Below are 12,989 nucleotides of genomic sequence, written 5' to 3'. Positions count from 1 at the left end.
GTCGTCGGTCTCCTCAGGGCTCCGCCGCAGGGGCCGACCTGAGATGATGGGGGAATGTCGATGAATGCTGGGACCAATGCAGGCGGAATGAACAACGGGGGGCTGCCTCGTGGGGAGCTGCTGGGACGCTACCGCTCCTACGAGGATGCGCAGAAGGTCGTGGATCATCTCACCGCTGCCGAGGACTTCGACGTGAAGGCGCTGACGATCGTGGGCAACGACCTGCGTTCGGTGGAGCATATCCGCACCCGGCTCACCTACCCGCGCGTCGCGCTCGGGGGAGCCGCGCAGGGCGCGATGTTCGGTGCCTTCATCGGACTCCTGATCTACCTGTTCAGCCCGGAGGCCAGCATCTACAACCTGGCGTTCGCGGTGGTGCTGGGCACGGCGATCTGGATGATCATCGGGGTCATCGGCTTCGCCATGCGCAAGGGCAAGCGCGAGTATGCCTCCTCCTCCCAGCTGGTGGCGACCACCTTCGACGTGGTCTGCGAGTTCTCTGCCGCCCACCGGGCCCGGCAGCTGGTCCCCGGAGCCGGGGTGATGAGCCTCAACGCCTACAACGATCCGACCTCACAGTCCTCAGCGCGGCTGGCTCCTGCTCCGTCGGCCTCCACGTCGGCCCGGCCGGTGTCGGCGCCGGCGCAGCAGGCCTTCGCGCAGCAGGGATCAGCGCGGCAGGTGCCCGGAGAGCCCGCGCCAGGGCAGAACGCACCGGGTCCAGGCCAGGAGGCTCCAGGCCAGGCGACGACGACGGCCGAATCGGCTCCCCAGCAGCCGGTCGCCGGGTACAACGACCTTCCCGATGGCCGCCCCCGCTACGGCGTGCGCATGCCCGCGACCGAAGAACCTGCCGAGGAGCCCACGGGCTCAGCTGAGCCGCAGTCAGCAGACTCCGCGGAGAAGACTGATGCCCCCGTGCCGCCCCACACACCTGAACAAGCTGGGACAGACACGCCCCGGACCCGCCCGGAGGACTCGCCGCGCAGCTGAGCTCAGTGCCTCAGCCCGCCCAGGAACTCTCCGGGACACACAGAAGCGCCCCGTCCATCCGACGCTCACAGTGGAGCTCGGACGTGCGGGGCGCTTCTGTAGCTGCCTCCAAGACAGTGCGGTGTCGGTTCAGTCAAGAACCGCGTCCCGCGCTGAAGTGGTTCAGACGGTCTTGCGACCGCGGCGACCGGTGATGGCCTGCCAGATGAAGGCGACGAGGATGCCGCCACCGATGGCGAAGAGCCATGTGGGCAGATCGAAGAACGAGTCATTGACGTTCACGTCGAAGACGGCGGAGGCGATGAAGCCACCGAGCATTGCGCCGAGCACACCCGTGATGAGTGCGGCGATCCAGCCACCGGGCTGGCTGCCGGGCAGGATGGCCCGAGCGATGGCGCCGGCGATGAGGCCCAGTACGAGCCAAGCAATAATTCCCATGATGTTCCTCCTATGGATTCTGAACCTGTCAGGTTCGACTCATTCCAGAGTAAACCCTGGAACGCAGGACTCTGCGTTCATTTGTGCCTGACAGAGATCGTCTACATCACAGTTCTATAGCCTCTGTATCACAGTTATTCATGCGTCAGGAACGCGGTCTTCACGAATTCCAGATGCCCTGCATCCAGCTTTCAATCTCCTGCGCCGTGCGCGGCAGTGATGCCGAGAGACTCTCCGCGCCGTCCTCGGTGACCAGCACATCATCTTCGATCCGAATTCCGATTCCACGGAACTCCGCAGGCGCGGCCAGATCCTCATTCTTGAAGTAGAGCCCGGGCTCGATGGTGAAGACCATTCCTGGTTCCAGCACTCCGTCGAGGTAGAGCTCACGCTTGGCCTGCGCGCAGTCATGGACGTCCAGGCCGAGGTGGTGGCTGGTGCCGTGCGGCATCCACCTGCGGTGATGCTGACCCGACTCGTCCAGGGCCTCCTCCAGGCTGACCGGCAGCAGCCCCCAGTCGTCGAGGTGTTCGGCGAGGACGCGCACCGCCGCGGTGTGGATGTCACGGAACCTGATCCCGGGGCGGACCACCGCGAAGGCGGCATCGGCAGCGGCGAGGACCGCGTCATAGATCTTCCGCTGGGTGGGTGAGAACTCACCGGTGACCGGAAGCGTGCGGGTGATGTCAGCGGTGTAGAGCGAGTCCGCTTCCACCCCGGCATCGAGCAGCAGCAGGTCCCCACGGCGCACCGCACCATGGTTGCGGATCCAGTGCAGCACGGTGGCGTTGTTTCCGGCGGCAGCGATCGTGTCGTAACCGAGATCGTTGCCCTCCAGGCGAGCGCGGGCGAAGAACGCTCCCTCCACGATCCGCTCACCGCGCGCATGGTCGGCCGCACGAGGCAGGGCGGCGACGACGTCGTGGAAGCCAGCGATCGTGGCCTCCACCGAGACCCGCACCTGCGCGATCTCCCAGGCGTCCTTGACCAGTCGCAGCTCGGAGAGCGCCTCGGCGAGCTCGCCGTCGTAGGCGTCAGAGGTCTCCAGGTCCACGGTGGTGTTGATCCGTGAGGTGTCCACCAGGGCGTCCACGTCCAGATCGACCTCCCGCAGAAGCCTGATCCTGGTGCCGCCGAACTCCACCGGCCCGGCGTCCTTGGTCACGGCCACCTCCAGGGCGCCGGAGTCGGCGGTGCGCAGCCCGAGCCGCTGGGAGAACTCCTCCAATCCGGGCCGGGGACCGATCCAGAACTCGCCGTGCCGTGCGTCGGCGTAGAACTCCTGGGTGTCTCGACCGGCCATCGGCTTGAAGTAGAGCGTCACCTCATGGCGGGAGCCGTGATCGCCGGTGCCCTCGTCCACAGGTTCAAAGACCAGCACCGCACCTGGTTCGTGGTCCACGCCGAGGCCCGAGAGGTGGGCGAAGGCCGAATGTGGTCGGAACCGGTAGTCGGTGTCATTGGAGCGCACCTTGTGTGGGCCCGCGGGGATCACGAGGCGCTCATTCGGGAACTGTGCGGAGACCGCGCTGCGCCGTGCGGCGGCGTGGGTGGCGACCTCATCACGCTCGTGCTGCACCGGCTCGGCCGGCGCCCAGCTGGAGGCCATGAAATCCTTGAAAGCCTCGGAGGTGGGCCGCTGTGAGCGGTTGTTCACCCGGTCTCCGAGATCCTGCGCCTGCCCGGGGGTGAAGCCCGCGGCGGAGGCGGGGGAGACGACGTCGAACTCTTCGTGATTCTCTGAACTGGTCATGAGATCCAGTCTAGGTGGGCACCCCTTCTCGGGTGGGCCCGCCGAGCCCGGCGTCACGGGTGCTGGCCGGTAGGCTGGAGCGCATGAGCGTGGACCTGCACACCCATTCACATGTCTCCGACGGCACCGAATCTCCTGCCGCGGTGATCGCCGCAGCGGCGGCCGCCGGACTGCAGGGGCTCGCGCTGACCGATCACGACACCACCTCCGGCTGGGACGAGGCGATCGCGGCTGCGCGCGAGCACCGGATCACCCTGCTGCCGGGCATGGAGATCACCACGCTGACCGAGAACGGGATCAGCGTCCATCTGCTCAGCTACCTCCACGACCCGCTGCACCCGGGACTCTCCACTGCCGTGGAGAAGGCCCGCGATGGCCGGCTGCACCGTGCTCGACGGATCGCCGACCGGCTTTCGGTGGATTTCCCGCTGACCTGGGAGACGGTGGAGCAGCATGTCAGCGCCGGCGCCACCGTCGGGCGGCCGCACCTGGCCGACGCCCTGGTCGGGATCGGCGCCGTGGCCGATCGGCAGGAGGCCTTCGATCACCTGCTGCACTCAGCGTCCCCCTATTACGTCAGCCAGGAGAACATGCACCCGGTGACCGCGATCCGACTGGTGCGCGCGGCCGGGGGAGTCCCGGTCCTGGCCCACGGCATGGCCTCGGCGCGCGGCCGCACGGTCAGCGCCGAGCAGCTCGAGGAGATGGTGGCCGCAGGCCTCGCCGGTGTGGAGGTCTATCACCGGGACAACGCCGAGTCGGGCCGCGAGGTGCTCCGCGAGCTGGCCGCGCGCCATGACCTGCTCGTCACCGGTTCCTCGGACTATCACGGCACCGGCAAGGCCAATCTGATCGGGGAGAACACCACCCCCTGGGGGACGGTCGAGGCGCTGTGCGAGATCGCGACCGGGATCGCGCCGATCCGCCCCTGAATAGACTGTCCCCATGAGCCAGAGCATCAGAGACCCCGCCGGCATCGTGCGGGCCAAGCGACTGCCCCGGGAGCAGCGCCGCACCCAGCTGCTGGAGTGCGCGCTGCAGGTCTTCGTGGCCAAGGGATATCACGGGGCTTCGATGGATGACATCGCCGAGAGCGCCCAGGTCTCCAAGCCGGTGCTCTATCAGCACTTCCCCGGCAAGCACGAGCTGTTCCTCGGGCTGCTGGACACCCACCTGGGCGCCCTGGAGCATGAGCTCACCCAGGCGCTGTCGACGGCTGAGAACAACAAGGACCGGGTGCAGGCCACGATGGGGGCCTTCTACGAGTTCATCTCCCGCAAGGACGAGGCCTACCGGCTGGTCTTCACCTCGGGGATGGACAACGACGAAGAGGTCGAGGACCGGCTCGAGCGCTTCCACGACGGCATGGCCGGCGCGATCGCCGAGGTCATCGCCGATGACACAGGCCAGCCGATGGCCGAGGCCACGATGCTCGGTCACGGTCTGATCGGCATGGCCCTCTCCGCGGCCCGGCACTGGAGCCGACTCTCCGAGCGCCCGGACCGCGAGGTCTCGGCCGAGCTGACCGCGCGTTTGGCTTGGCGCGGAATCTCCGGCTTCCCGAAAGAGTCTGAAAGCACAGAAAGCACAAGGTAGGTAGACTCGGGGGCAGGTAAACCCGCCCGCTTCTCTGCACGCGCCCGCATACGGGCACCTGCGGAACTCTTCGAAGTGGGCGCAGCCCATAGATTCAAGGAGTTGGCATGGAAGTACGTATCGGCATTCAGCACGTCTCTCGCGAGATCGTCATCGAGACCGACGCCAAGCCCGAAGAGATCGAGCAGGCCGTGGCCGCCGCCATCGAAGGCGCGCAGCCGCTGCTCAGCCTGGAGGACCGCCGCGGCAAGAAGATCGTCGTGCCCGTCGCGTCCATCGGCTATGTGGAGATCGGCTCCGACACCAAACAGACCGTGGGCTTCGCAGCCGCAGTCGCCTAATGAAAGTACCCATGACTGAACAGACCACCGAGTCCTCAGCCGCCGAGATTGACGCCACCATCTCCGCCGTTGACCCCGAGCTCGTCGAGGCCGTCGAAGCCTCCAGCCTCACCTTCGCAGACTTCAATGTGCGCCCCGAGATCGTCGAGGCCCTCGCCGCCAAGGGGATCACCACCCCGTTCCCGATCCAGGCGGAGACCCTGCCGATCGCGCTGGGCGGCTATGACATCATCGGTCAGGCCAAGACCGGAACCGGCAAGACGCTGGGCTTCGGCATCCCCGCCATCCAGCGCGTGACCAGCCCCGACGACGCCGGCTATGACGACCTTCCGGCCCCCGGAGCGCCCCAGGCGCTGATCGTGGCCCCGACGCGCGAGCTCGCCGTGCAGGTGGCCTCCGACATCAAGGTCGCCGCCGCCCGCCGCGGCATCCGCGTGGCCACCATCTACGGCGGCCGCGCCTACGAGCCGCAGATCGAAGAGCTGGATCGCGGGGTCGAGATCGTCGTCGGCACCCCCGGCCGACTGATCGACCTGCACCGGCAGCGCCACCTGAAGCTGAAGAACGTCAACATCGTGGTCCTCGACGAGGCCGACGAGATGCTGGACCTCGGCTTCCTCCCCGACGTGGAGACCCTGCTCTCGGCCGTCCCGGAGATCGGTCGCCAGACCATGCTCTTCTCCGCGACCATGCCCGGCCCCGTGGTCGCCATGGCCCGCCGCTACATGACCAAGCCCACCCACATCTCGGCCGCAGATCCGCTGGATGAGGGCATCACCAAGAAGGACATCCGGCAGCTGGTCTACCGCGCGCACCACCTGGACAAGGACGAGGTCATCGCCCGTCTGCTCCAGGCTGAGGGCCGCGGCCGCACCATCGTCTTCACCCGGACCAAGCGCCAGGCCGACCGGCTCTCCGCGGAGCTGCAGTCCCGCGGCTTTGCCGCCGGCGCCATCCACGGCGACCTCGGCCAGGGCGCCCGCGAGCAGGCCCTGCGCGCCTTCCGCAACGAGAAGATCGACGTGCTGGTCGCCACCGACGTCGCCGCCCGCGGCATCGACGTCACCGACATCACCCACGTCATCAACCTCACCGCCCCCGATGACGAGAAGGCCTACCTGCACCGCGTGGGCCGCACCGGCCGCGCCGGCAAGACCGGCATCGCCGTGACCTTCGTGGACTGGGAGGACATGCCCAAGTGGAAGCTCATCGACAAGGCCCTCGGCCTGGGCATCCCGGAACCCATCGAGACCTACTCCTCCTCGCCGCACCTCTACGAGGACCTCGACATCCCCAAGGGCACCAAGGGGCGCCTGCCGCGGCATAAGCGCTCCAAGGCCGGCCTGGACGCCGAGGAGCTCGAAGACCTCGGCGGCCCCGAGAAGCGCAGGTCCAGCGGCGGACGCGGTGACCGCGATGCCGGTCGCGGCGGTCGTTCCGGTGACCGTGACGGCGGTCGCGGCGGTCGTTCCGGTGACCGCGACTCTTCACGCGGCGGACGCTCCGGCGGCCGGGACTCCGGCCGCGGCGGCAGCCGCACGGAAGATTCGAACCGGGGCTCCTCCACGGACTCCGCTCCGGCCGCCGAGGGCGCAGCTGCCCCGCGCAGCCGCAACCGTCGCCGCACCCGCGGCGGCGAGGACTCCGGCTCAGCCGCGCAGACCCAGCAGGGTCAGCCAGCTGAGTCCGCGGCGTCGGCTGAGGGCTCAGACTCGGCCACGCAGCCAAGGCGTCGGCGGCGTCGTCGTGGTGGCTCCGGCTCAGGCGGCGACACCACCTCCAGCGAGAGCTGAACGGCCCCGATGTGAGTACCGGGGAGAAGGCTGCGGCGAGCAGCGGCAGCTTCGACCCCAGCGGTGGATCCCAGGTGCTCGAGGGCGAGAACCTCGAGCTCCTGCCGGACCTGCCTGACGGTGCCTTCACGGTGATCTACCTGGACCCGCCCTTCAACACGGGGCGGGCCCAGCGGGCCACCAAGACCACCAACACCCGGCGCCCCGACGGCGAGGGCAACCGGGTGGGCTTCGCCGGGCGCAGCTATGACACGGTCCGCCGCGCGCTGGCCGAGTACGACGACTCCTTCACCGACTACTGGGAGTTCCTCGAGCCCCGGCTGCTCCACGCCTGGCGGCTGCTCGCCGATGAGGGCACGCTCTACCTGCACCTGGACTACCGCGAGGTCCACTACGCGAAGGTCCTCTGCGATGCGATCTTCGGGCGGGAGTCCTTCCTCAACGAGATCATCTGGGCCTATGACTACGGTGGGCGGACCAAGAAGCGCTGGCCCACCAAGCACGACACCATCCTGGTCTACGTGAAGAACCCCTCGGGCTACATCTTCAACGCCGAGGCCGTGGACCGCGAGCCCTATATGGCCCCCGGGCTGGTCACAGCGGAGAAGGTCGCGCTGGGCAAGCTGCCCACCGACGTCTGGTGGCACACCATCGTCTCGCCCACCGGGAGGGAGAAGACCGGGTATCCCACGCAGAAGCCCGTCGGACTCATCCGCCGGATGGTCCAGGCCTCCTCGAACCCGGGGGACTGGGTGCTCGACTTCTTCGCCGGCTCCGGAACCCTGGGTGCGGTGGCCGTGGAGACCGGGCGCCGCTTCATCTGCATCGACTCCTCCCCGCAGGCCCTGGATGTGATGGAGGATCGTCTGGGTGAGCATGCGCAGGTCCACCGACAGGCATTGATGGAGGCGTCATGATCGAATTTCGGCAGGTCACCAAGACTTACCCGGACGGGACCCCCGCGGTCCAGGACTTCAGCCTCATCGTGCCCTCGCACACCACCACCGTGCTGCTGGGCTCCTCCGGCTGCGGGAAGACCACGCTGCTGCGCATGGTCAACCGGATGGTGGACCCCAGCTCCGGGGCCGTGCTCATCGACGATGAAGATGTGGCCGACGCCGAGCCGGTCGCCCTGCGTCGCCGCATCGGCTACGTGATGCAGCATTCCGGGCTGCTGCCGCACCGCCGGGTCATCGACAACATCGCCACCGTGCCGCGGCTCAACGGCGCCTCCCGGGCCGATTCTCGGGCACGCGGCTACGAGCTGATGGAGATCGTCGGTCTCGACGCCTCCCTGGGCACCCGCTACCCCGGCCAGCTCTCAGGCGGCCAGCAGCAGCGCGTCGGGGTGGCCCGCGGACTCGCCGCCGACCCCAACATCCTGCTCATGGACGAGCCCTTCGGCGCCGTGGACCCGCTGGTGCGCGTCGAGCTGCAGCGCGAGCTCTCCCGGGTCCAGGCGGACCTGAAGAAGACCATCATCTTCGTCACCCACGACATCGACGAGGCGCTGACCCTCGGTGACCAGATCGTGGTGCTCAAGGCCGGCGGCGAGGTCGCCGCCGCAGGCACCCCAGCGGAGCTGGTGCAGAACCAGCAGGACGATTTCGTCTCGCGCTTCCTGGGCCTGGACTCGGGCCGGCGATCGCTGACCGCCGCCACGGCCGACGACGGCGGCTGGCTCATCTCCGACGCCCAGGGCCGACCCCTGGGTGTGGTGGACTCCCAGCCGGATGGTGTTCAGCCCGGGGGCGGCCAGTCCGGCGGCACCCAGCCCGGGGGCGGCCAGCCCGGCGGCGCCCAGCCCGAGGGTGTCCGAGCCGATCCCGTCCAGCACCCATGACCTGGGTCCTGGACAACCTCCCCCGCATCGGGGAGCTCACGCTGGCGCATCTGGCGCTGAGCCTGCCCGCCGTGATCATCGCCTTCGTGCTCTCGATCCCGCTGGCCTGGGGTGCGAACCGGGTGCGGGTGCTGCGCGAGCCGGTGCTCACCGGCACCGGACTGCTCTACGCGGTGCCCTCGCTGCCCTTGTTCATCCTGCTGCCCGCGCTGATCGGCACCTCGGTGCGTGACCCGCTCAACGTGGTCATCGCCCTGTCCCTCTTCGGACTGGCCCTGATGGTGCGCTCCGCCGCGGAGGCGCTGGACGCGGTCACCGACGACGTGCGCACCTCCGCCACCGCCATCGGGTTCTCCGGAGTCGGACGATTCTTCACCGTGGAGCTCCCGCTCGCCGGCCCCGCCCTGCTCGCCGGGGTGCGTGTGGTCTGCGTGAGCTCGATCAGCCTGGTCTCGGTCAGCGCCGTGCTCGGGGTCAGCTCGCTGGGCTCGCTGTTCACCGACGGATTCGCCCGCAACATCATCGGTTCGATCGTGGCCGGGATCCTGATGACCGTGGTGCTCGCGCTGATCTGCGACCTGCTGCTGGTTCTGGCCGGGCGGATGCTGATGCCGTGGCAGCAGCCGAGCCGCCGTCGTCGTCCGCTGCCGGCCCGGACTCGGGAGGTCTCCGCATGACCAACATCCTCGAAGCCCTGGACTGGCTGTTCACCGCCGAGGCCTGGGCCGGGCCCGGCGGGCTCTGGGCGCGTTCCCTCGAGCACCTCGGCTACACCCTGCTTGCGCTGGGAATCTCCGCGGTGATCGCGCTGCCGCTGGGCCTGGCGATCGGACACACCCGCAAGGGTCGCGGACTCGCGATCGTGGCCACCGGGGCCGCCCGCGCGCTGCCCACGCTGGGGCTGCTCACCCTGGTGGCGCTGTTCACCGGGATCGGGCTGACCGCCCCCATGGTGGCGCTGGTGATCCTCGCCGCGCCCTCGGTGCTGGCCGGCGCCTACGCCGGGGTGGAATCGGTGAACCAGGCCACGGTGGACGCCGCGCGCGCCCAGGGGATGAGCGGCTGGCAGATCCTCACCCGGGTGGAGATCCCGCTGGGCCTGCCGCTGATCCTGAGCGGGCTGCGACTCGCCGCGCTGCAGATCATCGCCACCGCGACGCTCGCGGCCTATGTCGGGGCCGGCGGGCTCGGACGTCAGCTGTTCCTGGGGCTGCAGACCTACGACTACTCCGTGATGCTCGGCGCCTCCCTGGTGGTGATCCTGCTCGCCATCCTGGTGGACGCGGCCTTCGGTGTCACCCAGCGGCTGCTCCGCCGGGTCCCGGGGCTCGCCGGACCGCAGCGCGTCTCCGGCTCCCGCCGAGACCCCCGGAGTCGGCGCGCAAACGGGCGCCCGGAGGCCTCGAACCCTGAAGCACCGCACCAGAATCGCGCGAATGTGACTGCGCACTGAGCACCCTCTGCCGGTGAGCTGGTGTTTCTGCGAAGATTTCTCCTAGGACAAGTTGCCGCTGAAGTGGGAGCTGCCGAGAGAAAGAGGACGACAGATGAGGACCACCGGATTTTGGGTCACAGGAACGATCGCCGCTCTGGCGCTGACCGGCTGCGGCGGCGGAGACCCGCTCGCCGAGGATGGTGAGGGCGAGGCCGAACAGGGCGAGGCCCTGGTGATCGGATCCCAGCAGTACTACTCCAACACCATCATCGCCGAGCTCTACGCGCAGGCGCTGGAAGCCGAGGGGATCGAGGTCGAGCGCGAGTTCGAGATCGGTCAGCGGGAGGTCTATGTCTCGGAGATCGAATCCGGCGCCATCGACGTCTTCCCCGAGTATGCGGGCAACTTCCTGCAGTACTACGACGAGGCAGCCGAAGCGGCGACCCTCGAGGAGATCACCGCCGCGCTCGGGGAGGCGCTGCCCGAAGGTCTGCGCGTGCTCGAGCCGGCCGAGGCCACCGACCAGGACAGCTTCGTGGTCACCTCCGAGTTCGCGCAGGAGAATGACCTCACCGAGGTGTCCGACCTGGCCGGGATCGAGGATCTGCGCATCGCGGCGAACTCCGAGTTCGAGACCAGGCCCTACGGACCCGAGGGGCTCCAGGACGTCTACGGCGTGGAGATCAGCGTGGTCACGGTCCAGGACTCCGGCGGGCCGCTGACCGTGGACGCGCTGCTGAGCGGGGACGTGGAGGTCGCCGACATCTACAGCGCCGATCCGATCATCGAGTCGGAGAACCTCGTGGTGCTCGAGGACCCCGAGGAGCTGGTGCTGCCGCAGAACGTGATCCCGGTGGTCTCCGACCGGGTCGACGAGGCTGCCGCCGCGGTGCTCGACGAGGTCAACGCCGCGCTGACCAGCGAGGAGCTGATCTCACTGAACAGCCAGAGCGTCGATGACCAGGCCGATCCCGCCGACGTCGCCGCCGACTGGCTCAGTGAACAGGGCCTCGACTGATCTGAACCATCGGGAAGCCCCTCCCTGGGGTGAAGAGATCGTAGACCTGTGGCGAACCGTGGGGCTGAAGCCCTGCGACAGACCCTCAGGTCTACGATCTCTTCTCGCGACCACCACGCGCATGCGACCTGCTGCACGGAGTGAGAACACTTCCACGTCAAGTCCGTCTGCAGACTGGAGCGCCGCGACCGGGTCGACCTCCGCGGCGTGGACGAGCTGTTCTGCCCGCAGTTCCTCAGCGAGGTCAAGCTTCGCCTCGGGGGAGAGGTGGCTCAGCTGGCGCGGCGGATGTGGATGTGGCGCACGGCGTCGATGCGTTCGATCTCGAACTCGCCGGGGCGATGGTGCTGGCAGAACCCGCCGACGGGGACCTTCGTGAGGTAGCTGGCCATCTGGGCGAGCTCCGCGGCGGAGAAGTCCTCGGCCCGGCGGCGCTTCGCCGGGGTGGCGCGCGTGGTCTCCTGGCGGACCGTGACCTCGATGCCGTGTAGGTCCTGGAGCGCGCGCACATAGTCTTCGGTGCGCCCCTCGGCGGCCATCTCGCGGGCTCGCACGGTGGGTGCGTGCAGCATCTTGCGCACGATCCGGCGCACCGCGAACTCCACCTCTTCGGTGGCTCCGGTGCAGCCGTGCTGCTTGCGGACTCTGTCCATCTCTTCGTCCAGCAGCGACTGGGTGTGCCGGCGCAGCGCCACGATGGCGTCGTCGGCGGTGCGTTCGCGACGCTCGGTGAGGTACTGGTTCACCGCCGAGCGCACGACGTCGCGCGCCTCCTGAACCGAGTCCTCGGTCTCCCCGGGGGCGGCCATCTTCACCGATTCCAGGGTGATCAGGTCCACTCCGTCGAGCTCGGCGACATCGGGATCGAAGTCATGGGACAGTGCGAGATCGATGACGGTCAGCGGCTTCTCCCGCCGGGTGTCTCCGGAGAGTCCGGCCAGGTTCTCGACCTCTTTGGCGGTGATCCGCCGGTTGCCGCCGGAGCAGCCGATGATCACATCGGCGTTGCGGAAGGCCCCGGGCAGTTCCTGCATCTGCAGCGCCCGGGCGCCGCCGACACGCTCGGCCACGAAGTCCTCGGCGCGGCCGGAGCCGGAGAAGACCCCGATGTCGGTGACCCCGCGCTCGACCAGCTGGGCCAGCGATGTCCCGGAGTAGGCGCCGGTGCCGATCAGCACGATCTTGGCGCCGGGGTAGAACGTGGAGCCGTCGCCGCGCATGTCCCCGGCGATGTCCAGGGCCACCGAGACGATGGAACGTCCGCGGGAGCCCAGCGCGGTGCGGGTGCCGACATCCTTGGCGGTCCGCGACGCGGTCTCGAAGAGCTTGGTGAGGCTTCCGGAGATGGTCCCGGCGTGCTGGGCGTCGGCCAGGGATTTGCGCACCTGGCCGGCGATCTCGCGCTCCCCGATCACGGCGGAGTCCAGACCGGCGCCGACCTCGAAGAGGTGAGAGACGGCGTCGTCCTCCACCAGGGTGCGGAACGAGCGGCCGACCAGCTCGCGGTCCAGGCCGGAGGTCTCTGCGACAGCGTCGAGCAGCTGTTCGCGGGTCGTCTGCACGTCATCATGGGAGCCGCCTGTGGACTCGGCGTAGATCTCCATGCGGTTGCACGTCGCCAGCGTCACGGCAGGCATGTGTACGGAACCGGCCAGTTTGGCCGCTCCTGAGCTGAGAGTGCCCACCGTCTCGAGGTCCAGCTCCGAGTGGGTGGCAACGAGTGAAATAAGTACCACGACGTCATTGATTCTACAGCGGGTCGAAGTGTGGCGCGGAAAA

13 protein-coding genes are annotated in these 12,989 nt (G+C 68.6%); 10 read left to right on the top strand and 3 right to left on the bottom strand.

The window, feature by feature from the left end; genetic code table 11:
• Positions 1–54 precede the first annotated feature (54 nt).
• Entirely contained in the window at positions 55–993 is a 939-nt protein-coding gene (locus LTI14_RS02435; RefSeq protein ID WP_241475715.1) for a general stress protein, read from the top strand.
• Positions 994–1,155: 162 nt separating this feature from the next.
• Here the strand turns inward: LTI14_RS02435 and LTI14_RS02430 are convergent, their stop codons facing one another.
• Positions 1,156–1,431, bottom strand: coding sequence for a GlsB/YeaQ/YmgE family stress response membrane protein (locus LTI14_RS02430; RefSeq protein ID WP_241463831.1), 276 nt, complete (start codon positions 1,429–1,431; stop codon positions 1,156–1,158).
• Positions 1,432–1,591: 160 nt separating this feature from the next.
• Entirely contained in the window at positions 1,592–3,184 is a 1,593-nt protein-coding gene (locus LTI14_RS02425; protein ID WP_241475714.1) for an aminopeptidase P family protein, read from the bottom strand.
• A gap of 83 nt (positions 3,185–3,267) precedes the next feature.
• Between LTI14_RS02425 and LTI14_RS02420 the strand changes: the two genes are divergently transcribed.
• From LTI14_RS02420 to LTI14_RS02380, 9 genes are all read left to right on the top strand, one after another.
• Positions 3,268–4,116 (top strand): PHP domain-containing protein, encoded by an 849-nt coding sequence (locus tag LTI14_RS02420; protein ID WP_241463834.1) that lies wholly within the window; start codon positions 3,268–3,270, stop codon positions 4,114–4,116.
• A 13-nt stretch (positions 4,117–4,129) separates the two neighbouring features.
• Positions 4,130–4,780, top strand: coding sequence for a TetR/AcrR family transcriptional regulator (locus LTI14_RS02415; RefSeq protein ID WP_241470172.1), 651 nt, complete (start codon positions 4,130–4,132; stop codon positions 4,778–4,780).
• Positions 4,781–4,887: 107 nt separating this feature from the next.
• Entirely contained in the window at positions 4,888–5,121 is a 234-nt protein-coding gene (locus LTI14_RS02410) for a DUF3107 domain-containing protein (RefSeq protein WP_241463845.1), read from the top strand.
• An 11-nt stretch (positions 5,122–5,132) separates the two neighbouring features.
• Positions 5,133–6,914 carry a DEAD/DEAH box helicase gene (locus tag LTI14_RS02405; protein WP_241475713.1) on the top strand — a complete coding sequence of 594 codons (1,782 nt, stop codon included), beginning with the start codon at positions 5,133–5,135 and terminating at the stop codon, positions 6,912–6,914.
• Positions 6,915–6,925: 11 nt separating this feature from the next.
• Positions 6,926–7,831 (top strand): DNA-methyltransferase, encoded by a 906-nt coding sequence (locus tag LTI14_RS02400; RefSeq protein WP_241475712.1) that lies wholly within the window; start codon positions 6,926–6,928, stop codon positions 7,829–7,831.
• Complete coding sequence (locus LTI14_RS02395; protein ID WP_241475711.1) at positions 7,828–8,757, top strand: ABC transporter ATP-binding protein; 930 nt, start codon at positions 7,828–7,830, stop codon at positions 8,755–8,757. Before LTI14_RS02400 ends, LTI14_RS02395 begins: the two co-directional genes overlap by 4 nt.
• Positions 8,754–9,434 carry an ABC transporter permease gene (locus LTI14_RS02390; protein WP_241475710.1) on the top strand — a complete coding sequence of 227 codons (681 nt, stop codon included), beginning with the start codon at positions 8,754–8,756 and terminating at the stop codon, positions 9,432–9,434. The genes LTI14_RS02395 and LTI14_RS02390 overlap by 4 nt, the downstream gene beginning before the upstream one ends.
• The gene (locus LTI14_RS02385) at positions 9,431–10,210 is read left to right on the top strand and encodes an ABC transporter permease (RefSeq protein ID WP_241475709.1); all 780 of its coding nucleotides are present in this window, start codon (positions 9,431–9,433) and stop codon (positions 10,208–10,210) included. Before LTI14_RS02390 ends, LTI14_RS02385 begins: the two co-directional genes overlap by 4 nt.
• A 94-nt stretch (positions 10,211–10,304) precedes the next feature.
• On the top strand, positions 10,305–11,210 hold the full coding sequence (locus LTI14_RS02380; RefSeq protein WP_241475708.1) for an ABC transporter substrate-binding protein: 906 nt from the start codon (positions 10,305–10,307) through the stop codon (positions 11,208–11,210).
• A 272-nt stretch (positions 11,211–11,482) separates the two neighbouring features.
• Here LTI14_RS02380 and LTI14_RS02375 read toward each other — a convergent pair whose 3' ends face one another.
• Positions 11,483–12,946 (bottom strand): glutamyl-tRNA reductase, encoded by a 1,464-nt coding sequence (locus LTI14_RS02375; protein ID WP_241475707.1) that lies wholly within the window; start codon positions 12,944–12,946, stop codon positions 11,483–11,485.
• Positions 12,947–12,989: the final 43 nt, after the last annotated feature.

Source organism: Nesterenkonia sp. YGD6 (assembly GCF_022565895.1).
GTDB lineage: Bacteria > Actinomycetota > Actinomycetes > Actinomycetales > Micrococcaceae > Nesterenkonia.
The sequence above is the reverse complement of the archived record's forward strand: the minus strand, read 5'-3'. Positions and strand labels throughout refer to the sequence as shown.